This is a genomic window from Bacillus cereus group sp. BfR-BA-01310 (assembly GCF_022664325.1).
GTDB classification, from domain to species: Bacteria; Bacillota; Bacilli; order Bacillales; family Bacillaceae_G; genus Bacillus_A; species Bacillus_A paramycoides.
Genome location: NZ_JAKUHD010000017.1, coordinates 43233 through 70150, shown reverse-complemented (window position 1 = coordinate 70150; position 26918 = coordinate 43233). Strand labels below are relative to the sequence as shown.

Sequence of the window (26918 nt, the reverse complement as noted above, 5' to 3'; positions counted from 1 at the left end):
GGGAAAGAAAATACAACATAAAAACAGCCCAAGTTCCTCATTGGAACTTGGGCTATTTTTAATATGAACTGATACTTTTCGTTCTGGTGCACAAACCATAAAGACCTTGTAAGTAATCTCTTAAACTTGGACATACTGATACTATTACTTTAACAAAGGTTTGCACCAGAACCTTATTTTTTAATCAACATTATTTAACTGACTCTACTTGTTTTTCTAATTCTATTCCAAGGAATTTAGCAAGCTCGAGCATACCAAATTGATTAGCTACAGACTCTGCGTCAGAATTATAGTTTGTGTTTGTATTAATATCATACGTATAAATTGTTCCATCTGAACTGCGAATAAATTCAATACCAGCAACAGTAATTTCATTTTCTTTCAAAAATCCCTTGTATTGTTCAATAATTGGCTCGTGGAAGTCCGATATAATTTCAAATTTTGTTGGAGCCTCTTTCTTACTCTCTTCTCCTACTGGGCAAAAAGCATCATGAATAGAGCACGCATCTGCTGGACAAAGTTCAAACCCTTCTGATGTATCTACTTTAACTGCATATACAAACTGACCGCCTACAAACTCACATCGTGTAATATATGATTCAGGTGCTTCAATATACTGCTGGATTAAAGTAATTCCATCAATTGGCTCTTCAAATGCCGGACCATCCAAATACTGTTTTAAAGCCTCAATGGAATGAAAAAGTTGAACACCAAGGCCTTTACCTGCCCGGTTATGCTTTGTGATGAATGGTACTTCCCCTAACTCCCTTGCTGCTTTTATTATATTATCACGACCAACAGCACCAATTGTTTTCGGCACTTGTATCCCAAAATTTCTTAATGCTGTATATTGATTCAATTTACTTACTTCAAGGCGTAATGCACGAGACCCATTAAATACTGTTCGCCCGTGTCCCTCTAACCAAGCAAGAACCCCCTCAGTCAACTCGGGTGCATATCGATGTCCTCTTGTATGTGAAGAAGCACTCATGCGGCTATAAAAAACACCTTGGGGAGGTTCTTGTTCTAACGAAATAATTCCTTCATCCAAAAACCATTCCTCATAAGGTAACTCTTGTTCTTCCAACCTTTTCACCAAATGATCCGTCCATTCCTTATTCTCATGTAATATGTAAACTTTACTCATTTGTAATCAATTCCTTTCTTTTCAATTCAACTAATGGCATCACCTTTTCAGAAAATCGTTTCATTTCTTCAAGCTGTGGCGAAAATTGCAAAAGTAATAATGTAACACCCACTTTTTCAAAAGCAAGTATCCTTTCTGCAATTTGTTCTGGTGTTCCAATTAGATTAGGGCGTAACCCACGATTAGATACGGAGTAATCATTCAGCTTCACTTGCTGTTCCAACTGTGATTTACTAATAAAATCTTGATAACCCGCATAACCTAAAGCATCATCTTTCACATCCGTTATTCGTCTCCATTCTTCTAAGGCCTCTTCTTCTGTATCACGACAAATGACGTACGCCGCGAGCCCGAATGACCGCAATGGCTCCCCTGTTACTTTTTTTCTACGATTCTTCATATCTTCTATTTTCACACATACCTCTTCCACTGTTCCCCCATGCATTACATATGCATCCGCGTGTTTTACAATTACCTCTTTCCCTCGCTCACTCTCACCACCTGCATAAATCTTAACTCCTTGTTTCTGCACAGGTTTTGGATTTAAATGTGTATTATGAACCTCATAAAATTTCCCCTCATAAGAAAACACTTCTTCTTTCCAAAGCTCTCTCAAAATTGTTACAAATTCCTCTGTTCGATCATACCTTTCATCATGTGCGGTAAATACCCCACCATACTGCCTCGCTTCTTCTTCCCACCATGCTGAAACTACATTCAATGTAAAACGGCCATTACTTAATTGATCGATATTCGCTGCCATTTTCGCTGTAACTGCTGGATTGTGGAAGCCAGGTCTTACAGCTGTCATTATCTCTAATCGATCCGTTACTGCAGCAAGTGCCGCCGCGGTTGTCCATGCTTCTAAACTTGGTGCTGAAACACCTTTTATATCATTTAAGTTTAATTCTGCAATAAGCGTGGTTGAAAAACCTAATCGCTCTGCCGCTTGCGCTGTTTGTTTTGCGTACTCAAACGTAGGTGGCATAGATTCATCATCTATATTTCGAAGCCATCCCCCAAAAATCGGTAACCAAAAGCCATACTCCACTACATATTCCCCCTTAACCTTTTAGTCATAAAAAAAGCTACTCTTATTGAAATAAGAGTAGCCTTCTTTACTAAGTGATCCACTCTTATCTTTCAGGTGTTTTTTCACCTGCAGGATTTGGCACCTTTCGTCTAATACGAGGTTGCCGAAGTTTCATAGGGCCCGTCCCTCCACTTCTCAACATAAGAATTGTTTGGTTTTCATTTATTATAATCATCAGAATAATAAAAATCAATCATTTAATACCTATTTTTCCGATAAGTATTACAATAATATATCTTCCTTAATTAAATTTAACTACTTTCTTTCCAAAGTCAGCCTAAACATTTAATAACTTAGATGATTAAAGCAAACTATAAATCCTCCAAGGCCAAACTCTTCCCCAACGTATCCCCCGGTTTCACTTCAGCTTTCTATCCAAATATCAATCAACTATATTAAAAAAACCCCCTCCACCTTAAGGTAGAAGGGATCTTCTAATTTCTATTTCAAACTACCCGCAATCTCCGTAAAGATAACCCCAAGTGCATGTGCACCTGCATCAGGATATCCTAAGCTTCTTTCACCAACTGTACCAGCACGGCCCATGCGAGCGACGATTTCTTTCGTATACTCCGCTCCTTTAACCGCTGCTTCTGCTCCTTTTTCAAAGGCAGTTTTCACGGCTACTCCGTTTGAAGAGCTGTCGATCCAAGAATCTACACAAGGAGCAAGTGCATCAACAAGCGTCTTATCACCAACTACCGCTCCTCTACCGAACGATCTTTCACCGATAGATTGTATACCTTGAAGTGCCGCTTGCAGCATTTCAGCGAACTCTCCAACTGTTAGCTCACGTTTTTCGCCGGCAGCTTTACTTGCTGCGCGGAATGCTCCGCCCCAAATCGGACCTGAAGCGCCACCGCAATGTTCCATAATAATCATTGAACAACCGTCAAGGAACGACCCGATCGTTACATTCTCTTGTTCTAAAATAGAACTCCACTCACGTTTTAATTGCTTAAATCCTTTTGCAACACTCATTCCGAAATCGCCGTCTCCCGCATGTGTATCTAGCTCACAGAATGGTACTTCATTTTTAATAATAATGTCGCTCATTTTATCAACGAGATAAATCATGTTGTTTAATGTAATGACATTATCTTTAATAACAGCGTGCTCTTCCGCTGTCTCTAGTTCAAATGAAACTTCCTTCTCTTCTACATCTTCAAGCACATTCACGTACTCTACACTCTCAACTGGTCCATCTACTTTAAACGCTGGTGTATTACACTCTTTCGATAATAATGCTTTCAGTTCATCATCTAACTTCATTACCGTTAAAGACATACCTGCCATATCAATACTCGTCATATAATTACCGACGAACACTCTATTAATTTTAATGTTTCTAGCAGCTAATTCTCTCGTAACTGCATTGTTAAATAGATAAAGTTCTTGAAGTGGTGTACCGCCAAAACCATTTACAAGAAGCGCGATTTCCTCGCCATCTTTTACTCCTAAATCTTTTATAAGATCATTTGTCATACGGTTAGCTAATTCATCTGCTGACATCATTTTTTCACGCTTAATACCTGGTTCACCGTGAATACCTACGCCGTATTCCATTTCATCTTCAGCAAGTGTAAAAGTAGGTGATCCACTTGCTGGAACTGTGCAAGAAGTTAACGCTAAACCGATTGTGCGCACGTTAGCCGCTGCTTTTTCGGCGACAGCTTTCACCGCTCCTAAATCCATACCTGCTTCCGCTGCTGCGCCGGCAATTTTATGCACTAAAATAACTCCCGCAACGCCGCGGCGTCCTACTGTATATAGGCTATCTTCTACCGCAATATCATCGTCCACTTTTACATAGTCTACTTCAATTCCATCTTCAGTCGCTAAATGCGCTCCGTTTTTGAAATTCATAATATCGCCGCTGTAATTTTTAATAATTAATAACGTTCCTTTTTTACTAGCCGTCTCTTTAATCGCTTGATATACCTGAATTTGCGAAGGAGAAGCAAACACATCTCCGCACACTGCCGCGTCCAACATTCCTTTTCCGACTAGACCTGCATGTGCCGGCTCATGACCACTACCGCCGCCGCTAATTAACGTTACTTTATTTTCGTTCATTTCTTTCTTCTTAATGACTTTATATTTTTTCAAAAGCTCAAGCTCTGGATGAGCCATAACCATGCCGTTGCACATTTCCATTACTAATGTTTCAGGTTTATTCATAATCTTTTTCATTGTGATTCTCCCTCAATTCCTTTAATATATTGTGATATATTTGAAATCTTGTTCTTACTACTCATGTTAAAATGAAAGCGTTTTATAGTAAACGGACAAAATGGACAATCTGTCTAAAGACACCGCTCTCATTTATAGATAGGATTTTTATATTACTAACATTCTAGGGATGATTCAGATGACCTCTTCTATAATTTCTAAAAAGATAATCGCGAACTCATTGAAATATTTAATGGAAACAGAGTCGTTTCATAAAATATCAGTGAGCGATATTATGTTACACTGTCAAATGCGTAGGCAAACTTTTTATTATCATTTTAAAGATAAATTTGAACTATTAAGCTGGATTTATAGAGAAGAAACGAAAGAAAACATTATAGACTTTCTCGACTATGAGAAATGGGAAAATATTTTCGATTTATTATTTGATTACTTTTATGAAAATCAAAAATTTTACCGCAATGCATTTAAAGTCATTGAGCAAAACTCATTTAATCACTATTTATTTGAGCATACGAAAAACTTATATATGAAGATTATTGATGAACTATCAATGAGTTGCAGACTAACTCTTTCTAATGAAACGAAAAATACAATTGCCTCTTTTTATAGTCACGGCTTCGTTGGGACGATAAAAGATTGGATTGAAAGTAAATGTGAAGTCGATCCATCCATTATGTCTTCTCTCATGAAAAATATGATAAACAATCAATTACTACTTTTACTCGAGCAATCAGCAAACAAATCATAAGGTGGCAAGAACAATGAAAAAGATTATGAATGATGTAGAAAATATTGTTCAAGACATGCTGTATGGCTTTTATTTTGAACATAACGACAAAGTAAATTATGACGAAACACATAACATCATTTATGTAAAAGATATCGCAGACATGAAACAAAACGTTGCCATTATAAGCGGCGGTGGTAGCGGACATGAACCAGCCGATATTGGTTATGTAGGAAAAGGAATGCTTACAGCGGTAGTAAACGGAAGTATCTTCACTCCGCCTACAGTGGAACAAATTGTAGCGGCAACTCGCCTCATGCCAAAAGACAAAAGTATTTTATTCATCATTAAAAACTTTAAAGACGACGTAGAAAACTTTCTAGCAGCAGAACAAATCGCAAAAGAAGAAGGAAGACAAATTGACCACATCATCGTAAATGACGACGTTTCAATTGAAGATGATGCTTCCTTTAATAAAAGAAGACGCGGCGTAGCTGGCACAGTTTTCGTGCAAAAAATATTAGGTGCGGCCGCTCTTGAAGGCCATTCTTTAGCAGAAATAACAGTACTTGGTCGTTCTGTCACCCAAAACTTACACACATTAGGAGTCGCCCTTTCACCCGCAAACGATCCGGTCCAAGGAAAAGCTTCATTCACATTAAACGACGATGAAGTCTTTTACGGAGTCGGCATCCACGGCGAAAAAGGATACCGTAAAGAAGCGCTATCTTCTTCTGAAATATTAGCAATTGAGCTTATGAATAAACTAAAAAGCATTTATCGCTGGAGAAAAGGTGACAACTTTGCGATCCTCATTAACGGATTAGGTGCGACACCATTAATGGAACAATACATTTTCGCAAATGATATTCGTCGTTTATGCGAGCTGGAAGGCTTACACATAAAGTTCGTAAAAGTCGGTACTCTGCTAACATCTTTAGATATGAAAGGTGTTTCGTTGAGTTTTCTTAAGATAAAGGATTTGGATTGGGAGAAATGGTTGAAGTCGAATGTTGGAGTGGGTAGTTGGTGATAAAACAAGATGGGAATCTAGGTTCCCATCCTGTTTTTTTGTATGTACCTATTAAAAATAGTATAAAAACCGTATAATGTAATTCTATAGAAATAAAATTCTGATAATATAAAATAGATAATCTTTTCTGCGTGAACGTTTGTTCATCTACATAATTATTGAAACCAAAGGAAAACAATGGTTATTTTTCAAAATGAAGAAAATGATGAAAAATTAACTTTAACAAATCTCAATGATGAGCTGTTTGAGCAAAAAATAAAACAATTACTTAATAATCCTTTAATTTAAATTGGAGCTGATTTACATTTATGAATAAACAAAATCCTTCTAATAACAAAAGCGATTCCTCAAATAAAATCGCTGCTTTTATTGCAATACTAGGAGCTATATTAGTAAGTGTAGAAGTTTTATCTAATTTTCTTATGATTTTTTGGCTAGTAACAATAGCAATAACAAACTTGATAGTTATATTTTATCTTCAAATTAGTGTTTTTAGTTTAGTAACAACAATCCTTTTTGTAATCTTTTACTTTATGTACAAAAAATTATTTACACATTCTAAATTCGTAGAAACCTTTTCAAAATATAATATGATGATTACAATGATTTCTTTATTATTTTTAAATATTTTATACATATACAAAAAAACGTTTAACGGTGCATTAATTACCCCCGTAGTAATAATTATTACATGGTTAATTTACAAATTTATGTTTAAAAAATATAAAAAAGCATAGGAAAAAGTTCAAATATATAATGAATTATCCATATCTACAGGTTTCCAATATTCATTTGTATTCTTACCAGCTAATTCAACCAAAGTTTTATCACTAATAGACCTCGCCCATATTTCTCTTCTTTTTTAAAGTTTTATATTATTATTGTGCATCTTTTCCAGGAGGATAAATATGGGAACAAAAAAAGGAATATCATAATATTTATAGTTATAACAATCATCATCTTAGCTATAGGCTGTACATCAGCATTTATTCACAATAGAAACATAACAAAAGAACGAGCTGCTAAAGCTGCAATGCAGTATATAAAAAAAGAAGAAGGTGTAGATGTTATAGTAACTGAAGTCGATGTTAAATCAGCTTTTCAAGGAGGTTTTATCGAGGTCAGAGGATATGCAAAAGATGATAAAAAAAGAACATTTTATGTCACTATAAGTAAAAAACAAAATTACTCTATCATGGGTTGGAACTTAGATGCCCCAAACTAAAAAGTATAATGCTCGAAGCCTTTAACCATAATTACGACTAAAGGCTTTTTGTATATAAAAACAAATCTAAAAGGAGCTAGTTTTATGGAACATAATCAAAATGGAATACTTGCTTTAATTGTTTTATTTTTAGGATTAGTGTTTTTTGTTGGTGGAATGGTTTATCATTTATGGGGTTCATATTAATTATATGATTGTAACTGTTCATAAAAACCCTCAAGTATATCGTTCCATACTTGAGGGTTCTTTCATTTCTAATTTAACGAATTTACCGAAAGAATTCTCCTTCCTCAAGCGTGTGAAGAGCGATAGCCCAACGGTAAGTGGGAGATGAATTTCGGTTTGGCATAGCCAAAAACTTTTGATAAACTAGCTATATGAAGTTCTTTGATAACTTGATATATGAGGTTGCAGGAAGAAAATAGAGTGCGAAAACCAAGCCATTCGGTTCCTGCGTAAAATATCAACCGTACCAAAAGAGCATCCAAGCGTTGGACATTTAGGGGTGGAACACCCCGAAGTAACGCTCAGGGAGACGAAAGGTTACTTTCGTCGTGGAACTGAGAAGCTCCCACTTCAAGCTTTGCTAAGTGGCGAGTAGTTCACAATGTATTCAGCTGTCTCTTAGTAAAAAGTCCTTACACTCAAAAGGCTCTATACTATTCTATCTCTTCGCATCTTTCATGCTGTAATATCCTAGATTAATCACAATTAAAAAATAACCACCCATAATTCCAGCAGCAAATGTCCACATGAAATTTTGGTGTTCAATTTCATACATAATAATCGCACCAAGAATCGCGGCTGCAAATCGATTAACCATTCCAAGCATCGGTGCTTTTTCTTTTTTTACAATGCTATCTCCAAACTTTTCAATACGCCTTCCTAAAATCCAAACACAGTACATACTAACTAAAAGGCCAATGCTTATCCCTACAAAATGGGCTGGAAAAGGTGTCATAAACCACCCCAATAACATTACGCCTAGCAAACAATACATTTGTATGTTAAATGATCTTAGTGCCATACGAATCATGTTATGCTCCTTTATCTTTCTCATTGTATTTACGTATCATCAATTCCATCTTTCAGACTTCAAGTTTTCTGATATATCCTTTTTAAAATGAGGAAATTTTATTTTGCTCACCATTAAATAAGAAAGTACACATGTGCCAAGCGCCAGGAGAACAGGATTATTTAAAAAGCACAAAATGATGAGACACATTGCTGCAAATGGAATTGGCATTCCGATAAACGTCGGGAGTTTGCTTTGTTGCGTGTTAAATCTAGCAAGCCAAAGCATTCCGCAAATACTGTAAGCTAGCGCACATAGCATCCCGATAGACTGTAAATCTTTTAAAGCGGCATTATATGCAAGAATAGACGGAGCTACACCAAAGGTAACTAAATCCGCAAAGGAGTCTAATTGTCCACCTATTCCCGAAACAGAATCAAGTTTCCGAGCAATCATGCCATCAAAAAGATCAAATAACATACCTGTAATAATAAAAACTACTCCCAAATAAATATCGTGAACAAGAACCGCGTGAATAGCCAGAAGCCCACATACAAAATTTGCTATCGTGATCATATTTGGTATGTAACTCATAACACGCTCTTCCTCCAATCATGCTGTTATTAAGTTTCAACATATAGTTTAGTTAACTTAACTAAACTATATTACACCTTTATGTTCATGTAAAGGGAAATATATCTCCATACTTTCTTATTGCATTCAAATTATACAAAAAAGAAGACATCTTAATTGATGCCTTCTTTTTATACTTAAGATTTCAGACTCTCACCATTCGTCTCAATGACTTCTTTATACCAATCGAAGCTTTTCTTTTTCGATCTTTTTAATGAACCTTTTCCTTCATTATCTTTATCAACGTATATATATCCGTAACGTTTTTTCATTTCTCCAGTAGAAGCACTTACAAGATCAATTGGCCCCCAGCTTGTGTATCCGATAATATCTACTCCATCTTGGATTGCTTCTGACATTTCAATCATATGCTTTTGCAGATAATCAATACGGTAGTCGTCGTTTACTTCGTCTTCAGCATTTAATTGATCGATTGCGCCAAGACCATTTTCAACGACAAATAAAGGTTTTTGATAGCGATCGTAAAGTTGGTTCGCTGTAATACGGAACCCTTTCGGATCAATCGTCCATCCCCACTCTGATTTTTCAAGATACGGATTTTCAACAGAACCAAATACATTTCCGCTCGTTATACTTTTTAACACTTCTGGATCCGTGCTTGTTGCTCTGCTTGAATAGTAGCTAAATCCGATATAATCAACCGTATGCTCTTTCAAAATGGACTCATCTTCTTGTTCCATTTCGATCGTTAAATGATTATCTTTAAAGAATCGTTTCGCATATCCAGGGTATTCCCCTCTTGCTTGCACATCAATAAAGAAGAATGATTCACGGTCTTGTTCCATCGCACGAAGAACATCATCTGGATTACATGTATATGGATACGTTGCACCAGCAGCAAGCATACAACCGATCTTTGCATCCGGAATAATTTCATGACACGCCTTCACAGCTAACGCACTTGCGACAAGTTGGTGATGCGCTGCTTGGTACTGAATTTGCTTTTTATTCTCACCTTCTTTAAAGGCTAGTCCTGCTCCCATGAAAGGTAAATGTAAAAGCATATTAATTTCATTAAATGTCATCCAATATTTCACTTTATCTTTGTATCTATTAAAAATAGTTTTTGCATACGTTTCAAAGAAGTTTATAAGCTTTCTATTTCTCCAACTTCCATACTTTTCTACTAAATGAACAGGAACATCAAAGTGAGCCATCGTAACAACCGGTTCAATTCCCTGCTTTAAAAGTTCAGCAAATAAGTTATCATAAAACTTTAATCCTGCCTCATTCGGCTGTTCATCATCACCATTTGGGAAAATGCGTGTCCAAGCGATAGATACGCGTAAAGCTTTAAAGCCCATTTCCGCAAAAAGAGCAATATCTTCTTTATATCGATGATAAAAATCAATTGCTTCATGTGACGGATAAAACTCCCCTTCTACTGGCGTAAAAGAATGAATATCCCCTTTCATAACGTTCCAACGTTTTTCACCAGTTGGCAATAAATCAACTGTCGTTAATCCTTTTCCATCCTCTAAATATGCTCCTTCCGCTTGATTGGCTGCAATCGCTCCACCCCATAAAAATCCTTTAGGAAAAATAACTTTAGACATATATAAAAACTCCTTTATATGAGAATTAACGAGGAAAGGCATTGCCATTTTCAAAGAATACCTTTCTTCGTTTGAACCTGTATGAAATGTAACTACTATTTAACTCCTAACTCTAGTAAGGAATCTCCTGCTTGAATCTTTTCTACTTGAGTTTTCTTAATGCTATATTTATCATAATTTGTGACAACAACTGGTGTTGTCACAATATAACCCGCCTTTTGAATTTCTGCTATATTAAATTCAATAAGTAATTGCCCTTTTTCTACTCTCGCTCCTTGTTCAATATGAGAAGAGAAAAATTCGCCATCTAGTTTCACAGTATCCATCCCAATATGGATTAAAATTTCAGCACCTGAATCCGCCGTAATTCCTACTGCATGATTCGTTGGGAAGAGCGCAGATATCGTACCTGAAACTGGTGAAAACAACTTTCCTTCTGAAGGTTCAATCGCAACTCCTTCACCTAACGCACCTGATGCAAATGCAGCATCATCAATATCTTGGAGCGGCTGAACAATACCATGAAAAGGACTAAAGATTACTTCATCATGGTTTGATGCAGCTATTTTATCAATTGTTTCAGCTGTTTCTGTAGATGTTTGCTTTTTAGTAAACCCGAATAAGTAAGTAAGAATAAAACCTAATATTAAAGAGACAACCATCGCAACAATTGCTCCCCAAAATCCAGCTGTAATCCCATCTTTCGGACTAATGAATGTTGGAAGCGCAAATATGCCAAGTCCACCTGTCATATAACTTTGTGTACCAAATACGCCAAGTATTGCGCCGCCAATTCCTCCAGCAATACAGCTCATAATAAACGGCCTTTTAAGAGGAAGTGTAATACCATAAATCGCCGGCTCTGTAACGCCGAAAATACCTGAAATAAAAGCTGGAATACTAAGTGTTTTTAATTTTTGTTCTTTCGTTTTCATCCAAACTCCAAGAACAGCACCAATTTGAGCGAATGAAGCAGCAAATATGAGCGCTAGTATAGGATCGATACCGTGCACTGCTAAATTATTAAAGCCAATCGGAACAATTCCCCAATGAAGACCGAAAATAACAAGTACTTGCCAGAAAGCGCCCAGTAGTACTCCTGCTACTAACGGGCTTAAATTATAAATCCAAAGTGTGGCCTGTCCTAAAAACTGTCCTGCCCACGTCGCAATTGGGCCAATAACGAGAAATGTAACTGGTACAACGATTAATAATGTAAAGAATGGTACTAAAAATGTTTTCACAACATCCGGAATAACTTTCTTTAAAGACCTTTCTACTTTCGCTCCAAAATAAGCAGCGAGAATAATTGGAATAACAGATGATGCATAACTCATTAATATAACTGGTATTCCTAAAAACGTAATATGAATTGGTGATTCAAACATCGTTCCTGCAAATAACGTAAATAATGGCTCACTTGCCTTTAAACCTGATAAAGCCGGGTAAACTAAAGCTCCCCCAATTGCCATACCAATGAATGGTGATCCTCCAAATTTCTTACTTGCTGTATATCCTAAGAAGATTGGGAAGAAATAAAATAACGAATCGCCAACTGCATTTAATATTTGATACGTTCCTGATTGAGTACTTAACCAACCTAACGCTACAAATAAAGCATTAAATCCTTTAATCATCCCTGTTGCCGCTAATACCCCTAAAATAGGAGTAAAAATACTAGAAAGAATATCTATAAGACTACTCTTCTTCTTCTCACTAGTAGCTTCTTCCTCTGTTTCTTGAAACCCTCCAGCCGAAACGACCGCTTTATACACATCAGACACATGGTTACCAATAACAACTTGATATTGTCCACCGCTTTTCATAACAGTCACAACGTCTTCCATATTTTTCAGTATCTCTGTATTTGCTTTCCCCTCATCTTTTAACTGAAACCGTAAACGCGTTATACAATGTACAACACTATTTATATTTTCTCTTCCTCCAACATTTTTCAGTATGTCTTTTGCCAATTGTTCATACTTCATAGTAGTTCTCCCTCCTTACAATCATTCCATTTATCATTTTTATAAAAGAAAAAACCTAAACTAACCCTAACGCGTGATACATACGAATCACTCCATTAGAAGTCAATTTAGGTTTTGCCTGCCAAACAGTAACAATCCCGTTTATTCAATTACATAATTCATTGCGTTTCGTTACACGATGAATGTGCAACGTTAAATACACTTTTTCATCTTTTGAAAGATGATTATTATGTGCTTTTTGTAAGTATGCTTCAATTTTTTCTGTACAACAATATGCTTCATAATACTTACTTTTCACTTGCTCATATAAAAAATCATCATCTGCCGAATTTAATTCCTTCTGCATTAAACGCTGGGCGAAATATCGTAAATGCGTTACAAACCGACTATAATTAAATGAATTTTCATCTACGTTCATCTTATAGTGGTACTTTACAACATTTAAAATATCTTGGACGATTTTCGTCATTGCCACCGTTTGCTGCATCGCTGGTTCTCCTTGTTGAGCATTAACGAAATGTAGTGCAATTGATCCAGCTTCATCTTCAGAAAGTCTAAGCCCAGTCTCTTCCTCAATAATGTTCAAAGCTTGTAGACCGATTTCAAACTCTTTCTGATAGAACCTTTTAATTTCCCAAAGCAATGTATTTTTAAGATCCATTCCTTCTTTATGTCTCGTCAATGCGAAACTTAAGTGATCAGTTAATGTAAGATAAATATAATCACTTAAAGGTCCTGACAAAACTGTCTTAGCAGATTGAATAATTCTCTCTGTAATTTCAAGATTCTCCACAGGAATTTCAGTTAACAACCTAGCAAGTTTCTCTGATAATTCTTTTGTTTCTATAACAAAGGTTTTTTCTATCTTAGATTCATCAATTGTATCGCCTACTTTTTTCTGAAATCCTAAACCTCTGCCCATTAGTACTACTTCAGTTTCATTCTCCTTTTTCGTGCAAACAACATTGTTATTTAAGATTTTGTGGATCTTCATATTGTTCCACCTTCTTTTTCTTATAAAGTCACAAAAGGTAATAAAAAAACCTAAACTGATTCCAAAAACTACACATGTAGCCCCTTTGGATCAATTTAGGTTTTGCCTGCCGAACAGTAACAATCCTTTTAATTATTAACTTAACTTTATTATACACAACAAGTAAGCGTTTGCAATAACAAATTATTGAACATTTTTTTACAAGGGAAAACAAGTACATAATAATTTTTCAGTTTTTTCTTAAATTCCATAAAGGACTTCCCTTTCTTAATCCATATACTACACCAAATGTACGATTCTGAATAATTAAACGTAATTATTACACAAATTCCATATAGACCCATTATTGGTTAAAATGTTATAATTGAATTACCCTACATAGTTACTCATAGTCAGACTGAGAAACTAACGTCTTATTAAGCAATGCGCATAACTCAAATAAAAAAGGCACTGTAAAGTGTCTTTTTTATTTATATTCGATTCATTATTTTTTCATAGGAATTATCTCTTTTATACACAAAATCTAACAAACAACAAAGGAGACTACCAAATGGAAAATTCTATTGCAAGAGAACTGCGTTACATACGTGTATGCCTTATCATTTTGATCATTGCCGTTGCATTCTGGGACCGTGAAAAAGTTGTGGAAATCACTGATCATGGTAGCGATCCTACCTCAAACATCAGCAATATGACCCAAATCGGTGAGAATACATTTGCAGACAAAGATAACTTTGGTCAAATTAAAATATTTAAGTTTAACCCTGATACATACGAAGTACAACTAATAAGAGAGTTTACTGCTGAGGAATATTAATTAAATAAAGCTATAGATGAAATAAAGTGGATACTTCCAATCGATAAAAGCCTTTAGTTGCAATTGCAACTAAAGGCTTTTTTATATAAAACATAGTAAAAATGGAATACTTGCTTGAATTGTTTTTTCAATGTAAAAATCATATCCAAAAAGTTGGGTAACTTCTTTTACTACACATGTTATTAATAAATAAAGCAATAACTACAATAACAACGGAGCCAATTAAAACCAGCGTTATTAAATAACGCCAACTGTTCGCCCCTAAAATAACGATACTTGGATCCGCTCCTGCTGAAGGATGCGTTGTTTTCGTTAACATCATAATAGCAATCGCCAGCCCCACCGCTAAAACAATTGACCAATACTCATTCCAAAATAAATGATATATTGATAGACCGATGAAAGTTGAAATAAAATGCCCACCAATAATATTACGTGGCTGAGATAACGGTGCAACTTTTTATAAATTCATATCAATAAAAAAATCCCGTTACTAGAGCATCTCATTCACATTTAAAAGGAGATACGTATACCTTCTTTCCTTAAAATCAGTAAAATCCCATTTACAAATCTATAAAAATAGATATAATATCCTTATGGAACCTTCATTAATTTATAAAGCATTGTCAAATGAAACAAGATGCCAAATTTTATCATGGCTAAAGAATCCAGAAGACCATTTCGACGAAAAACCTTATTTAGAACAAGGGATTAATTTTCAGATTGGAGTGTGTGTAGGAGATATCCAGCTTAAAACTGGCTTAGCCCAATCGGTTATTTCTAGTTATTTATTAACTATGAAAAAGGCAGGGCTACTTGACTCTGACCGAATTGGAAAATGGACATACTATCGTCGAAATGAAGAAACAATACGAGAGTTTTCTGAATACGTCCAAAACGAATTATAAAAGTAAAAGCTAATAATCAATTAGCATACCAATTGATTATTAGCTTTACACATTCTGCTTTTTTACAGGTATCCAATTACTTTTTTATAAAATTACACTACCTATAAAAGCAAGAAACATAGAAAGGAGAAATTTTTTTAACATATCATATCTAGTTATTTAGATATCTGTTATTGTATTTAAAATTACATAATCCTGATAATATTGACATCCAATCATACTTGTAATGCACATTTCTTTGTTAATGAATTTACTTTCAAAATACTAATACGAATGGAGAGTTGTATAAATGAAAAAAGTAAATCCTTTACTTATTCTGACACTCGCAATAGGTGTGTTCGGAATTATTACTACCGAGATGGGTATTGTCGGTGTATTACCACAAATCACTCAGAAATTCGGTATTTCAACTGCACAAGCCGGATTTTTAGTAAGTATATTCGCACTAGTTGTTGCTATTTCTGGTCCGTTTTTAATTCTGCTCGTCTCTAGTATTAATCGCAAAATAATTTTATTAACAGCAATCTTTATTTTTGTTATTTCAAATATAATCTACGCTTATACAACACAATTTGAAATCATGCTTATTTTTCGTATTTTACCGGCAGCACTTCATCCACTCTTCTTTTCAATTGCTCTTGTAACCGCTGCTAAACTTGTCCCACCAGAAAAGAGTGGTCAAGCAGTTACAAAAGTTTTCATGGGCATTACTGTTGGATTTGCTCTAGGTGTACCATTAACCTCTTACCTTGCAGACCAGTTTTCACTAGAAATTGCTTTCTTATTCGGAGCGCTTGTTAACACCCTTGCATTCATTGGAATATTAATCTTCCTTCCTTCTATGCCTGTTAAAGAAAAAATGTCTTTCGGCAAACAAATTCGTATACTCGGAAAACCAGGATTATGGTTAAATATTTTAACCGTCACATTCCTTTTTGCAGCCATGTTTTCTGTATACAGCTACTTCGCCGAGTATCTTGCAAAAGTAACTTCCATGAATGGATCTCTCATCAGTATCATGCTATTCATATTTGGTATAGTTATGATTTTAGGTAATCATTTATTTGGTGGTCTCCTGCAAAAAAGCATAGTAAACACCGTAATATCATTCCCTATTTTATATTCTGTTGTTTACATATTGGTTTATTATTTAGGTTCCTACCTTGTTCCAATGATTTTTATGGTATTCATTTGGGGAATCGTACATGCTGGTGGATTAATTGTTGGCCAAACATGGTTAATAAGCGAGGCAAAAGAAGCACCTGAATTTGGTAATAGCCTATTCGTTTCATTCTCAAATCTCGGAATTACTTTAGGAACATCAATTGGAGGCTGGTTCATTTCAAACTTAGGTATTCACCAGCTTATTTGGAGCGGATTTATATTCACACTACTTTCATTTCTATTAATTATAATAAAACTAAAATTTTTCAATTCTAATAGCCAGGCTTCGTTATCAAGCTAGTACATTTTCAACTTAAATTTTATTCATAAAAAAAACATAAATTCTTCTCCATATAAAATACAGGTTATTCTTCCCGTAAGATTTTATAAACTAAACAGTATGATGATCGAAGCCTTTAGCCATAATTATGACTAAAGGCTTTTTTTGTAAAAAAATAAACACCTATAAAAAGGAGCTAATTTTATGGAACATAATAAAAATGGAATACTTGCTTTAATTGTTTTTGTTTTAGGATTAGTATTTTTTGTTAGTGGCATGGTCTATTTCTTATGGGGATCAGTTTAAAGCATAATGGAATTGCATTATTGTAGACGTTTATAAAATAAATCTACATACACAAAACTCCTCAAGTATATCATTCCGTATTTGAGGGGTTTCTACTTTCTGATTTAAAACATGTTAGTCTGTTTCGGAATAATTTGAAGATATTTTAAAACAAATAACAGACAACTAAAATATACAATTAAATATCATAAAATTTATATATACGCAAATTTTCATAGAATTCCTGATTATTAAATGCTATACTAAAACAGGAATCGACAATTGTTATTTTCTTCTTATTTTTAAAGCACTAGAATATACCTTATTAACTCATTTGGATTGTATAAGAAAAGAAGACATCTTAATTGATGTCTTCTTTTCTTATACCTTTATTAATCCTTTTGAGTAGATGCTCTCCAATCACGAAAAGATGTTGGGCGTCCAGAATACGCCATAAAGATCTTCCTTCTCCCAATTCACAGAATAAAATACAATATGTAAACAACATAGCACCCGTGAAAAAAACAAGACCATCAATTCTTTTAAAATACCGAGTGCTTTTATTTTTTCAAAAGGACCTGCTCCATTAATCCGTAAAAACATAAAGTGAATTAAGTCCATTAACGTACATGTGTGACCTTAAGTTTTTCTCTTTATGAAAGGAGGGATTGATATGGGCTATGGTGGTAGTTGCGGCGGAGGCTGTGGTTTTGGTGGTGGATTCGCCTTACTTGTTGTGCTCTTTATCTTATTAATTATAGTTGGAGCTAGCTGTTGTGGCGGCGGATTCGGCTGCTAAGAAGAGGCACTCTTGAGAGTGTCTTTTTTCATTTCTCAATATGCAACTAATATATATGTTACTATCAAAGTGCGAGATTCCCTAAGCGTAATATAGTAGTTTACCAACTCTAAAAGCCACTGTCATAAGAAAGCAGTAGGCTTTTATTTTTTTATCTAACAAAATTAGAAAAGGAATCACCAATTGCCCAATTATACTTTCCCCCTCGGTAACATTTGAAGTGCACATTTTATAATTGACATGGCATTCTATTCACCATATACTGTCATTAACAGTATACTGTTAATGACAGTATAAATTCAAATATCACCTTGAGGAGGTATATCCATGAAACATACAGGCAGACATACAGGTGCATTTCTTTTGTTATTTTTAGCAGAGGGAGATAACTATGGCGGGCAACTATTACAGAAATGCGAAGAAGAACTTCCGGTCAATCCAATCGATAGTGCGATCCTATACCGCACGCTGAAAAAATTAGAAAACGAAGGCGCTATTGAATCTTATGTAAATACATCCGTTCAAGATAAGCCGAGAAAGATGTACAAAATAACTACAGCAGGAAAAGAACAATTGGCAGATTTCCAAATGGATATTGAAGAAAAAATGAAAAACTTATCATTTTTCTTAGACAAATATAAAGACTTAAAGGAATCCGATCATGATTAATGGTGTTATCCTTTACACTTTAGCCATTATTCTTACGGGGATTTCTTTTATGAAGGATCGTAATAAAACGAAAGATGCTCTATTTAAGTCATGGAAAATATTTCGAAACCTTCTACCTGCCATGCTCTCCATTATGCTTTTCGTCGGACTATCACTTTCAATATTAACGCCATCCTTCATCTCTTCCATCATTGGAGAAAAGTCCGGATTTCTAGGTATTGTTTATTCAGCACTACTTGGCTCCATTGCACTCATTCCAAGCTTTGTCGTGTTCCCACTTGGTAATACATTAGTCCAACATGGCGCAGGCTTTCCTCAAGTCGCGGCACTCATGTCTACACTAATGTCAGTAGGAATTACAACCTTGCCGATGGAACAAAAGATATTCGGGCGAAGCTTTGCTTACGCTCGTAATGCATCTGCATTACTCATGTCCCTCTTATTCTCATATATCATTTGGGTGGTGATGGTATGAATGAACTAAAAAGATATCGCTTCTTTTTCATATTACTGTTCGGGCTCCTCTTATTAACTTTTATAAACCACTCTTTAGGATGGAGCGCATTACAATTAACGGGGAATAGTATTTTAGATATGCTGTTTCTCCTTCCTCCTGTCCTAGTATTTGTAGGGTTACTTGATCAATGGGTGAAGAAAGAAACATTAATTAAATATATGGGAGAAAAATCCGGTATATATGGAATCTTATTCTCTCTATTACTAGGAGGAATTGCAGCCGGTCCACTCTACGTCGCTTTTCCGATTGCAGCACTACTATTAAAAAAAGGCGCAAGCATTAGGTACATCGTATTTTTCTTAGGCGTTTGGACAACTGCGAAATTACCAATTATGGTGTATGAATTTTCTTCATTCGGAACTACATTTACACTCATTCACATTTGCTTCGGTCTAATATTCTTCTACGTAATGGGCATCATTTTCGAGAAATTTTATGATCAACGGCAACTGCTGCAGTATGATTTGACGAAAGAAATGTAAAAAGACATCTTTAATCGTAAAGATGTCTTTTTTTACATTAACCTTCAACTATATACCTTATTAATTCTCGCTCTGTAAAACCCCCGTTGCGTCTACTCCCTTCTTCTGTTCTTTTAAGAACAACGATACGATAAAAGCAACAACGATAAAGATTAATCCAAGTGTAAATGCACCTTGGAAGCCGGATGTTAAACCGTTTAACTTCTCTACTGGATCCATTGGATTTGCTGAACTTTCCATATACCGAGTTGTACCTGAAGACATTTTAGAGATAAATATAGCTGTACCAATTGCGCCAGCTACTTGTTGTAACGTATTAAACAGTGCTGTTCCGTGCGGATATAGCTCTGGTGTTAATTGATTTAAACCGTATGTTTGTGCTGTCATCACAAACATGAGTCCAACCATTAATACGCTATGCATGATAATAATTTGTAGCATTGTTGTGTCAGGAGTAATGCCTTTAAATAAAAACATTGCAATACCTACTAACACAATACCAGGAATGATAATAACTTTCGGACTGAATTTATCAAATAGTTTACCTGCGATTGGTCCCATTATGGCACTAATAATACTTCCCGGAAGCATTATAACTCCTGATTTAAAGGCTGTAACAAGTAAAACTGTTTGCAAGAACATCGGTAATAAAGTCATCGTTGAAAATAGCGACATCATAACAATCACGATTAGTCCAACCGATAACGTAAACATCGGAACTTTAAATGCGCGTAGTTCTAAAATTGGATTCTCAATTTTTAATTGGCGAACAACAAAAATGGATAGTGATATAAGCCCAACAATTAAAGAGCAATACACTTTCGCATCTGACCATCCTAAATCACCTGATGCACTAAAGCTATACACAATACCACCGAATCCTAATGTCGATAAAAGAATGGATGGATAATCAACTTTTGGCCTTGTTAGCTCTGTCACATTTTGAATGTACTTCATTCCAATTACAATGGAAATGATTACGATAGGAATAACAATGTAGAATAACCAGCGCCAGTTAAGTGAATCAACGATTACTCCTGATAATGTAGGACCAATTGCTGGAGCGGACATCATAACAAGTGCGATTAAGCCCATTGTAGCACCACGTTTTTCAGGTGGACAAATAATTAAAATCGTATTCATTAATAACGGTGAAATTAACCCCGTAGCTACCGCTTGGACAATACGGCCGACTAATAAAACAGAAAATGTCGGTGCGAATCCCGCAATTAATGTACCGACTAAAAATGTTACCATAGCAATCAAGAACATCTGTCTCGTTGTGAGCCATTGCTGAAGTAAAGCTGTAATTGGCACTAAAACCCCAACAACTAACATGTAAGCTGTAGAAAGCCATTGAATGGTTGAAGCTGTTACATCAAATTCTTTCATTAATACGGTTAATGCATTACCAAGTAATGTTTCGTTTAATAATGCAACCATTGCCCCTAAAAGTAATGCAATTAAAATGGGGGCATGTTTCATATTAGAAGTATCAACTTTGCCACTTGTAGGGCTCTTAGTTGTCATATTCATTTAGTAATTCTCCTCCTGTTTTTTACTTAAAAAACTTTATATACACCGGAACACATGTAATATAATATACATATGTAGATTAAAAAGGGAGAATCAATTTTCAGCCGTTGTATATTTAATCTACAAAAAAGGAGAATTGTAGATGAACGATAGTGAAAAACAACTTGATTTACGTATTAGACGTACACATAAATTACTATGGGATTCCTTATTTGAATTAATGACACAATCAAAACAGAAATATAGTTCCATCACGATTAACCAAATTTGTGATCGTGCGATGGTACATCGAACAACATTTTACAAGCATTTTGAAGATAAAGATGCTTTATTAACATTTGGATTTAAACGATATGGCGAGATGATTGCTGAAATACCGCTTTTAGATCGATTAAGCAAGCCGTTTCAAGTAATGGAACAATTCCTTCAGCATGAAGAAATCGGTAAAATATTAGAGGCACAAATGTCTGATGAACAATTTATTAGCCGTACACATTATTTAAGTCATGAAATAAGAAAACAGGAAACGGAAGCGTTAAATCGCCTTTGCAAAAATCATACGATGCCAAACGATTTAATAACGGAATTTTATTCAGGGGTAATCACATCATTAAGCGCATGGTGGTTTCAAAATGAAAGAAAAGCTTCTGCAGCAGAAATGGATAAATACTTCCACCAACTCATTAACCAAAGTATTTTTCAGTTTGAAAAAGAATAATTTTCCCAACAAAAAAAGCCCATATAAAATGGGCTTTTTTACATACTATTTATTCTCTTTTAACTTCTCTAACTCTCGCTTCACTTCTTCTTGCAAATTTTGATCTAACACTTCTTGTTGATTCGGAGACTTCAAATTATAAAAATAGTTACTAGCAGCTGTTTCTGCTTCTAGTTTTTGCACATAAGATTCAATGCGCGCAAAGCCTTTTGCTGAGCTTTCTGTATGGAACGAATCAATCGCTCTGTTGCTTTCTTTTATCGCTTGCGCTGCATTTAACCGCGAAACAAGAACTAGTTCTTTATATTGCAACTCTCCATATTTCTTTTGCAGTTTGTCAATTTGTTCATAAAGCGTCGCTGTTTGCTCTTTTGTTATTTCGTACTGCTTGCGATATAGTTCCGCTTTTTTCTCATTCACAATTTTTTCTTGTAAAGCTAACTGTGCCATATGATCTTCTTCGCGTGATACGGCAAGTTCAGCTTGGCGAGTTCTCTTCACAATAAGAGCATCCGTTTCTGAAATTAATGCTTCATATTTCTTTTCTAAATAATATTGGTGCGAAAGTGCTTTTTCAGCCTTCGTAATTTGCTGTTCTGTTTCGCGAAGATATTGCTTTAACATGTTAGTAGGTTTTTCTAGCTTATCTAACGTTTGATTCACATCCGCTACCACAATATTTTTAATACGTTTTAAAATACCCATTATTACTTCTCCTCCTTACGAATATTGCGTTCCCATTGATCTAAAATATCTACTTGTTTTTGTACTTGAAAATCGTTGTATAAATCTATATCAGTTGCCATTCTTTTTTCTTTTAATTTTTTATATGCCCAAACAATCGCTGCAACAAATGCAAGCATCGGAAGGACCGGTAATAAACCAATAACTAGGAGCAATATGCCTGTCCACTTTTTAACCATATTCCCTTCAGACTTACGAAGCATGAACCAGCCGAAAAGAACAAATCCAAACGCTAACAGGAATGGTATGAAGAATAAACCTTCAAACTCTTTTTCATGGTGTTTTTCATGATGCTGATTTCGCTCAAAGTTATTAAACTTTTCTTTTTGTGTAACGAAAGCTTCTCTTTCTTTATCGTGAGAAACAGTATACGCCGCCTGCTTATGCTTCTCATGATCCCACCTGTCAAACTTCATACTATGTAATCCAAACAATAGTAATGCCAGAAGTAACGGAAGGATCAAAATCCATTTTAACCAACGCAATTTTTTACGTTTATTCTTTTTCATCTGTTCACCACCATCTATCATTCGTTTTGAAATAAGTAAAAAATGTATTACCTCCCTTTACCTTTGATACATATGAGTTTAAAACTTAGACGTGAGAAGAGAATGAAAGAAACATGATGAATATATGAGAAATATATAAGAAATTTCTCATAATCATTTCAAAACGAAAGAACCCAACTTCTCCATATAAAATAGAGAAGTTGGGTTCTTTTTCATTACTTCTATTCACTTTAGAAACTCACATCTAATTTCTTAGCTACTTCTTCTATTTTATCCCGCATTAACGGGCAGTAATACTCCCAACTTAAAATTTGGCGAATGCAAGGAAGTTAGTTGGGAGATCCACTGCCCGTAAAAGCCCGATTGGTTCAACTAATAATCAGTGGAGATGGAAAAAACCCCCACTGATTAAAATTTCACTCTATCATCCACCTTCCACAAACCGTCCAAACTCCTTCAAAAATCTCAATTTAAAACTCCCAACAGGACCATTCCGATGCTTCGCCACATGAATCTCCGTCATCTCTTTCTGCATCGTTTCCTTATCGTAATAATCTTCACGATACATAAGCATAATGACATCCGCATCTTGCTCAATCTGTCCTGTCTCTCTTAAATCAGATAAAAGCGGGCGCTTATCTTGACGCGACTCTACTGAACGAGACAATTGCGACAACGCTACTACACATACATTTAAATCACGTGCTAATAACTTGAGCTTACGAGAAATCTCACTAATCTCTTGAAATCGATTGCCCTTATACTTCGGATCACCTGTAATGAGCTGCAAATAATCTACAATGACTAAAAGCTTTTTATCGCCATGCTTCCTCTTTAACTTACGAGCTTGCATCCAAATATCCTGCATTGTAACGCCAGCCTTATCATAAATCTCAAGCGGCAACTCCCCAATTTCCGCAAACGCCTTACTCACCTTTTCCCAATCCTCTATCGTAAAACGATGCTTCGGATTCTTTAATCTTCCCCCTGACACCTCACCTACACAAGAAGCCAGCCTTTTTAACAATTGCTTATTACTCATCTCTAGCGAAAACAATCCAACCGCTGATCCAGACTTCGCCGCATGAAGTGCAATATTTAACGCAAACGCAGTCTTCCCTATAGAAGGACGTGCACCAAGGACGACAAAATCACCTTCCTGCAAACCGCACGTCATCTTATTTAACGATTTATAACCAGTCTCAATGCCAGTATTCTCTTTCGTATCTTGATGAAGTTCCTCATACAACCCAACTAAAGCATCCTTCAAATCAAAATCACATACGTAGTCCTTTTCCTCTAACTCACAAAGTTCCGTAATCGTCTCGCCGATAATTTTCTCGTCCTTCTCCGCAATAAGACGCTCTCCCATCTTGTGCCCGAGAACACCAGCCTGATACATTTTCCACACACCTCGAACAAGCCCCTCATAATAAGAAAAGTTGGCAATCGTAGGCACGCCCTCTATTAAACCTATAAAATACTCCACTCCCCCGATACTCTCCAAAAAATTTGGATTCATTCTAGAAACGAGCGTCACAAGATCAATTGGTTGCCCTTCCTCTTCAATTTTTCGCATTAACCGAAATATAGCCTTGTGCACAGGCAACGAAAAATAATGCTCCGTCAAACGGCACTCCTTAATAAGCTCTCCTTCCATTAAAAGAGAACCTAATACCGTCTTTTCCGCCTCCACATTTTGAATACTCACGGTCGCCACCCGCGTTCACTCAAGAACCGCTGCAACTCTTCCTCTGACGGCGCATTCTTCTCCCACTCTTCACACCTCGCCAAAAACTTCTCCGTCTCCCCAGTACTAACAGGCGACTCCTTCTGTCGAAACTTCGACGTCGCCTCCTCAACCTCAGAAACCTTCGTAAATCCCTTCCCGTGCCAATCTCGTAAAATCCCCTTCACATAAGCAATCGTCCGCTTATTATTTTCATACGCAATTTGAAGAGCCTTCAGCACAAGCTCCTCTGACAAATCAACCATCCACTCACTCAGTTCCTCTGCCACATAAGGGGACAAACTACCGAAATGTTGCTCATAAAACGTGTACACACTACTTCCCGTTTCTTCCTGGATAACCTCCTCTTCTTCCTCAGCTTCACAAACAGGATCAGGATCAACATCAACAGCTAAATCACCAGGCATACCGAAATGTGCTAGAAGCATCGGAACATTCAGCTCCTCCTCTACACACTTACGAAGAAACATATGTACAAACTCCTTATTCTTCACACCCTTAAGCTCACGAAACACACACTTCTCCACATTCGTATTCGTCACAGGATTATAACGAAGCCAATTTAAAATAAATAACTCCTTTGTCTCTGCATCATACAGAACCTTTCCATAATCAATGAAGCGCTGCACTAACTTATCAACAGTCCCCCTGTTATAACCCGTCTCCATCTCAGCTAACCGCTTCGGAAACGGAAAAATACCGCACTGCGTCGTCTTCGAACAAGTCAACAAATACACATAAAAATACCGCTCCTCCGGCGTCAAATCCAAAACAAAATCATCCTGCCAAAAATTCACCTGCACATTACGATATACCGCCATCCCAATTCCTCCCGTCCCCATTCAAAAATGAAAATTTCCTCTTTGTACTATATATAGGAAGGAGGAATGGGTTTTTGGCGTGTTATTTCAAATTTTTTTTGACTACTACTACGATGCTTGTTCTTGTAGTTGTTTTTGTTTTGTTTTTTCTTAGTGATTTATTACTTGGTAGGGGCTTTGTAGGGGTATGGAAGGGGCTAGTTGTCGGTTACTTCGATTAGGAAGACTCGATTTTGGAAGCCACCTCGTTTTCTGTTGCTTTCTTTTTACGGATTTTGTTGATTTCTTTTAGTTTTGTGCCTTTTTGTTTGGCTAGGGCGTTTTTAGTTTTAGGAGGTTGGCATGGGATTCCTTCGTTACTTTTTTCTTCTAATATAAATAAAAAAGCAGTTTAACTAGTTGTTAAACTGCTTGATTGCTTCTTCTTATTAATTAATATCAATCTTTTCTACTAACATTGCTGGGATACTAATTTCTCCACCCATAGTAGATTTATAAGTATATATACCTGCAGATTTCCCTTTAATAGTAACATTATCATTTTCTAACACTCTTGAATTTATAATATCACTTTTATAGGCAATGTATAATACTTTATCATAATTTCCGTTAACTGCTACTCTTAATTGTGTCTCACCTTTTCCTTCCATTACTTGAAGGACTTTTCCTGTAAATTTAGCTTTCTTTCCTTTAAACTCATCTGGTGTTCTAGCTAATTGATCATATGTAATTCCTGTTTCATATCCAATTCGCTCTTCTTCCTCTTTCGCCGCTTTCTCCGCTGCTGCTTGTTCTGCTGCTGCCTTCTCCGCTGCTGCTTTCTCTGCTGCCGCTTTCTCTGCCGCTGCCTTCTCTGCTGCTGCCTTCTCTGCTGCTGCTTGTTCTGCTGCTGCTTTCTCCTCTGCTGTTAACTCTTTCTTCTGCTCAGCTTTAGCTGGCTTAGCCTCAGTGTTTGCCTCTTCTGTTTTTTTCGTATCATTAGCAGTCGCAATCATTAAAACAAACATTGCTATTAAGCCTATTCCGTAAAACTTTAATACGCTTTTTCTAGTTCTCTTTTCTACTGCTCCCCATCTAACTACTAGTTGAGGTTTAATAATCCCAATAATTAATGCTATTAAACATACAAAAAATAATAATGCAAATAAAGTATTCAATTCACTTAGTCCTCTCATTCTTTAATCTAATTACAATTAATTTCATACAAACCATATATTCCCATGTTTTAATGTTTTTTCAACAATAAATTATTTGATTGATTTGTCAGATAATACAAATTAAAATTCATCAA

26 protein-coding genes, 2 pseudogenes and 1 riboswitch are annotated in these 26918 nt (G+C 35.8%); of the genes and pseudogenes, 12 read left to right on the top strand and 16 right to left on the bottom strand.

Annotated features, from left to right (window positions below; translation table 11 throughout):
• Nucleotides 1-190 precede the first annotated feature (190 nt).
• The 3 genes from MR109_RS23425 to dhaK form a co-directional block, all read right to left on the bottom strand.
• A complete protein-coding gene (locus MR109_RS23425) occupies nt 191-1147 on the bottom strand; it encodes an ATP-grasp domain-containing protein (protein ID WP_242274063.1) in 957 nt (318 codons plus the stop codon).
• A complete protein-coding gene (locus MR109_RS23420; RefSeq protein WP_242274061.1) occupies nt 1140-2198 on the bottom strand; it encodes an LLM class flavin-dependent oxidoreductase in 1059 nt (352 codons plus the stop codon). The genes MR109_RS23425 and MR109_RS23420 overlap by 8 nt, the downstream gene beginning before the upstream one ends.
• A gap of 82 nt (nt 2199-2280) precedes the next feature.
• Nucleotides 2281-2387: riboswitch (SAM riboswitch) on the bottom strand.
• 294 nt (nt 2388-2681) lie between these two features.
• Complete coding sequence (gene dhaK, locus MR109_RS23415) at nt 2682-4433, bottom strand: dihydroxyacetone kinase subunit DhaK (protein ID WP_242274060.1); 1752 nt, start codon at nt 4431-4433, stop codon at nt 2682-2684.
• A 178-nt stretch (nt 4434-4611) separates the two neighbouring features.
• Between dhaK and dhaS the strand changes: the two genes are divergently transcribed.
• The 4 genes from dhaS to MR109_RS23395 all read left to right on the top strand — a co-directional run bounded on the left by dhaS (nt 4612) and on the right by MR109_RS23395 (nt 7421).
• Nucleotides 4612-5184, top strand: coding sequence for a dihydroxyacetone kinase transcriptional activator DhaS (gene dhaS, locus MR109_RS23410; protein ID WP_002170664.1), 573 nt, complete (start codon nt 4612-4614; stop codon nt 5182-5184).
• A gap of 13 nt (nt 5185-5197) precedes the next feature.
• The gene (gene dhaQ, locus MR109_RS23405) at nt 5198-6196 is read left to right on the top strand and encodes a DhaKLM operon coactivator DhaQ (protein WP_242274058.1); all 999 of its coding nucleotides are present in this window, start codon (nt 5198-5200) and stop codon (nt 6194-6196) included.
• A 308-nt stretch (nt 6197-6504) separates the two neighbouring features.
• A complete protein-coding gene (locus MR109_RS23400; RefSeq protein WP_242274056.1) occupies nt 6505-6933 on the top strand; it encodes an NfeD family protein in 429 nt (142 codons plus the stop codon).
• 146 nt (nt 6934-7079) lie between these two features.
• Entirely contained in the window at nt 7080-7421 is a 342-nt protein-coding gene (locus MR109_RS23395; protein ID WP_308197293.1) for a hypothetical protein, read from the top strand.
• Nucleotides 7422-8085: 664 nt separating this feature from the next.
• Here MR109_RS23395 and MR109_RS23390 read toward each other — a convergent pair.
• The 5 genes from MR109_RS23390 to licT form a co-directional block, all read right to left on the bottom strand.
• The gene (locus MR109_RS23390) at nt 8086-8457 is read right to left on the bottom strand and encodes an ATP synthase subunit I (protein WP_242274054.1); all 372 of its coding nucleotides are present in this window, start codon (nt 8455-8457) and stop codon (nt 8086-8088) included.
• A 39-nt stretch (nt 8458-8496) separates the two neighbouring features.
• Complete coding sequence (gene pssA / locus MR109_RS23385; RefSeq protein WP_242274052.1) at nt 8497-9030, bottom strand: CDP-diacylglycerol--serine O-phosphatidyltransferase; 534 nt, start codon at nt 9028-9030, stop codon at nt 8497-8499.
• 176 nt (nt 9031-9206) lie between these two features.
• Nucleotides 9207-10646 (bottom strand): 6-phospho-beta-glucosidase, encoded by a 1440-nt coding sequence (locus MR109_RS23380; RefSeq protein WP_242274051.1) that lies wholly within the window; start codon nt 10644-10646, stop codon nt 9207-9209.
• Between the two features lie 95 nt (nt 10647-10741).
• The gene (locus tag MR109_RS23375) at nt 10742-12634 is read right to left on the bottom strand and encodes a beta-glucoside-specific PTS transporter subunit IIABC (protein ID WP_242274050.1); all 1893 of its coding nucleotides are present in this window, start codon (nt 12632-12634) and stop codon (nt 10742-10744) included.
• 145 nt (nt 12635-12779) lie between these two features.
• Nucleotides 12780-13628 (bottom strand): BglG family transcription antiterminator LicT, encoded by an 849-nt coding sequence (gene licT / locus MR109_RS23370; RefSeq protein WP_242274048.1) that lies wholly within the window; start codon nt 13626-13628, stop codon nt 12780-12782.
• Nucleotides 13629-14178: 550 nt separating this feature from the next.
• On the opposite strand from licT, the gene MR109_RS23365 reads away from it, so the two are divergent.
• Entirely contained in the window at nt 14179-14445 is a 267-nt protein-coding gene (locus MR109_RS23365; protein ID WP_242274045.1) for a YmzC family protein, read from the top strand.
• 139 nt (nt 14446-14584) lie between these two features.
• Here MR109_RS23365 and MR109_RS23360 read toward each other — a convergent pair.
• Nucleotides 14585-14899: pseudogene (locus tag MR109_RS23360) on the bottom strand (HPP family protein); the annotation flags it as partial.
• 142 nt (nt 14900-15041) lie between these two features.
• Here MR109_RS23360 and MR109_RS23355 point away from each other — a divergent pair.
• From MR109_RS23355 to MR109_RS23330, 6 genes are all read left to right on the top strand, one after another.
• Entirely contained in the window at nt 15042-15353 is a 312-nt protein-coding gene (locus MR109_RS23355) for an ArsR/SmtB family transcription factor (RefSeq protein WP_002170651.1), read from the top strand.
• 289 nt (nt 15354-15642) lie between these two features.
• Entirely contained in the window at nt 15643-16818 is a 1176-nt protein-coding gene (locus MR109_RS23350; RefSeq protein ID WP_025149487.1) for an MFS transporter, read from the top strand.
• Between the two features lie 937 nt (nt 16819-17755).
• Nucleotides 17756-17881: a YjcZ family sporulation protein gene (locus tag MR109_RS23345; RefSeq protein WP_002170647.1), complete on the top strand. Its 126-nt coding sequence runs from the start codon at nt 17756-17758 to the stop codon at nt 17879-17881.
• Nucleotides 17882-18208: 327 nt separating this feature from the next.
• A complete protein-coding gene (locus MR109_RS23340) occupies nt 18209-18550 on the top strand; it encodes a PadR family transcriptional regulator (protein ID WP_098474310.1) in 342 nt (113 codons plus the stop codon).
• Nucleotides 18543-19025 carry a hypothetical protein gene (locus tag MR109_RS23335; RefSeq protein ID WP_242274044.1) on the top strand — a complete coding sequence of 161 codons (483 nt, stop codon included), beginning with the start codon at nt 18543-18545 and terminating at the stop codon, nt 19023-19025. Before MR109_RS23340 ends, MR109_RS23335 begins: the two co-directional genes overlap by 8 nt.
• Entirely contained in the window at nt 19022-19549 is a 528-nt protein-coding gene (locus MR109_RS23330) for a permease (protein ID WP_242274043.1), read from the top strand. Before MR109_RS23335 ends, MR109_RS23330 begins: the two co-directional genes overlap by 4 nt.
• A gap of 60 nt (nt 19550-19609) precedes the next feature.
• Here MR109_RS23330 and MR109_RS23325 read toward each other — a convergent pair whose 3' ends face one another.
• The gene (locus MR109_RS23325) at nt 19610-21085 is read right to left on the bottom strand and encodes an MDR family MFS transporter (RefSeq protein WP_242274041.1); all 1476 of its coding nucleotides are present in this window, start codon (nt 21083-21085) and stop codon (nt 19610-19612) included.
• A gap of 142 nt (nt 21086-21227) precedes the next feature.
• Here MR109_RS23325 and MR109_RS23320 point away from each other — a divergent pair, with 142 nt between their 5' ends.
• Nucleotides 21228-21803 (top strand): TetR/AcrR family transcriptional regulator, encoded by a 576-nt coding sequence (locus MR109_RS23320; protein ID WP_242274040.1) that lies wholly within the window; start codon nt 21228-21230, stop codon nt 21801-21803.
• 45 nt (nt 21804-21848) lie between these two features.
• Here the strand turns inward: MR109_RS23320 and MR109_RS23315 are convergent, their stop codons facing one another.
• The 6 genes and pseudogenes from MR109_RS23315 to MR109_RS23290 form a co-directional block, all read right to left on the bottom strand.
• Nucleotides 21849-22508: a PspA/IM30 family protein gene (locus MR109_RS23315; protein ID WP_002170641.1), complete on the bottom strand. Its 660-nt coding sequence runs from the start codon at nt 22506-22508 to the stop codon at nt 21849-21851.
• A 2-nt stretch (nt 22509-22510) separates the two neighbouring features.
• The gene (locus MR109_RS23310; protein ID WP_178940692.1) at nt 22511-23056 is read right to left on the bottom strand and encodes a hypothetical protein; all 546 of its coding nucleotides are present in this window, start codon (nt 23054-23056) and stop codon (nt 22511-22513) included.
• Nucleotides 23057-23480: 424 nt separating this feature from the next.
• Entirely contained in the window at nt 23481-24767 is a 1287-nt protein-coding gene (gene dnaB, locus MR109_RS23305) for a replicative DNA helicase (protein WP_242274039.1), read from the bottom strand.
• Nucleotides 24764-25627: a DnaD domain-containing protein gene (locus tag MR109_RS23300; RefSeq protein WP_242274081.1), complete on the bottom strand. Its 864-nt coding sequence runs from the start codon at nt 25625-25627 to the stop codon at nt 24764-24766. The genes dnaB and MR109_RS23300 overlap by 4 nt, the downstream gene beginning before the upstream one ends.
• 197 nt (nt 25628-25824) lie before the next feature.
• Nucleotides 25825-25949: pseudogene (locus tag MR109_RS30275) on the bottom strand (nucleoside triphosphate pyrophosphohydrolase); the annotation flags it as partial.
• Nucleotides 25950-26055: 106 nt separating this feature from the next.
• Nucleotides 26056-26784 carry a hypothetical protein gene (locus tag MR109_RS23290; RefSeq protein ID WP_242274036.1) on the bottom strand — a complete coding sequence of 243 codons (729 nt, stop codon included), beginning with the start codon at nt 26782-26784 and terminating at the stop codon, nt 26056-26058.
• Nucleotides 26785-26918: the final 134 nt, after the last annotated feature.

Bases quoted from the DNA above. Each gene is read 5' to 3' on its own strand.
- MR109_RS23425 (WP_242274063.1), bottom strand. From the start codon at position 1,147: ATGAGTAAAGTTTACATATTACATGAGAATAAGGAATGGACGGATCAT.
- dhaK (WP_242274060.1), bottom strand. From the start codon at position 4,433: ATGAAAAAGATTATGAATAAACCTGAAACATTAGTAATGGAAATGTGC.
- dhaS (WP_002170664.1), top strand. From the start codon at position 4,612: ATGACCTCTTCTATAATTTCTAAAAAGATAATCGCGAACTCATTGAAA.
- dhaQ (WP_242274058.1), top strand. From the start codon at position 5,198: ATGAAAAAGATTATGAATGATGTAGAAAATATTGTTCAAGACATGCTG.
- MR109_RS23400 (WP_242274056.1), top strand. From the start codon at position 6,505: ATGAATAAACAAAATCCTTCTAATAACAAAAGCGATTCCTCAAATAAA.
- MR109_RS23390 (WP_242274054.1), bottom strand. From the start codon at position 8,457: ATGATTCGTATGGCACTAAGATCATTTAACATACAAATGTATTGTTTG.
- pssA (WP_242274052.1), bottom strand. From the start codon at position 9,030: ATGAGTTACATACCAAATATGATCACGATAGCAAATTTTGTATGTGGG.
- MR109_RS23380 (WP_242274051.1), bottom strand. From the start codon at position 10,646: ATGTCTAAAGTTATTTTTCCTAAAGGATTTTTATGGGGTGGAGCGATT.
- MR109_RS23375 (WP_242274050.1), bottom strand. From the start codon at position 12,634: ATGAAGTATGAACAATTGGCAAAAGACATACTGAAAAATGTTGGAGGA.
- licT (WP_242274048.1), bottom strand. From the start codon at position 13,628: ATGAAGATCCACAAAATCTTAAATAACAATGTTGTTTGCACGAAAAAG.
- MR109_RS23365 (WP_242274045.1), top strand. From the start codon at position 14,179: ATGGAAAATTCTATTGCAAGAGAACTGCGTTACATACGTGTATGCCTT.
- MR109_RS23355 (WP_002170651.1), top strand. From the start codon at position 15,042: ATGGAACCTTCATTAATTTATAAAGCATTGTCAAATGAAACAAGATGC.
- MR109_RS23350 (WP_025149487.1), top strand. From the start codon at position 15,643: ATGAAAAAAGTAAATCCTTTACTTATTCTGACACTCGCAATAGGTGTG.
- MR109_RS23345 (WP_002170647.1), top strand. From the start codon at position 17,756: ATGGGCTATGGTGGTAGTTGCGGCGGAGGCTGTGGTTTTGGTGGTGGA.
- MR109_RS23340 (WP_098474310.1), top strand. From the start codon at position 18,209: ATGAAACATACAGGCAGACATACAGGTGCATTTCTTTTGTTATTTTTA.
- MR109_RS23335 (WP_242274044.1), top strand. From the start codon at position 18,543: ATGATTAATGGTGTTATCCTTTACACTTTAGCCATTATTCTTACGGGG.
- MR109_RS23330 (WP_242274043.1), top strand. From the start codon at position 19,022: ATGAATGAACTAAAAAGATATCGCTTCTTTTTCATATTACTGTTCGGG.
- MR109_RS23325 (WP_242274041.1), bottom strand. From the start codon at position 21,085: ATGAATATGACAACTAAGAGCCCTACAAGTGGCAAAGTTGATACTTCT.
- MR109_RS23320 (WP_242274040.1), top strand. From the start codon at position 21,228: ATGAACGATAGTGAAAAACAACTTGATTTACGTATTAGACGTACACAT.
- MR109_RS23315 (WP_002170641.1), bottom strand. From the start codon at position 22,508: ATGGGTATTTTAAAACGTATTAAAAATATTGTGGTAGCGGATGTGAAT.
- MR109_RS23310 (WP_178940692.1), bottom strand. From the start codon at position 23,056: ATGAAAAAGAATAAACGTAAAAAATTGCGTTGGTTAAAATGGATTTTG.
- MR109_RS23300 (WP_242274081.1), bottom strand. From the start codon at position 25,627: ATGGCGGTATATCGTAATGTGCAGGTGAATTTTTGGCAGGATGATTTT.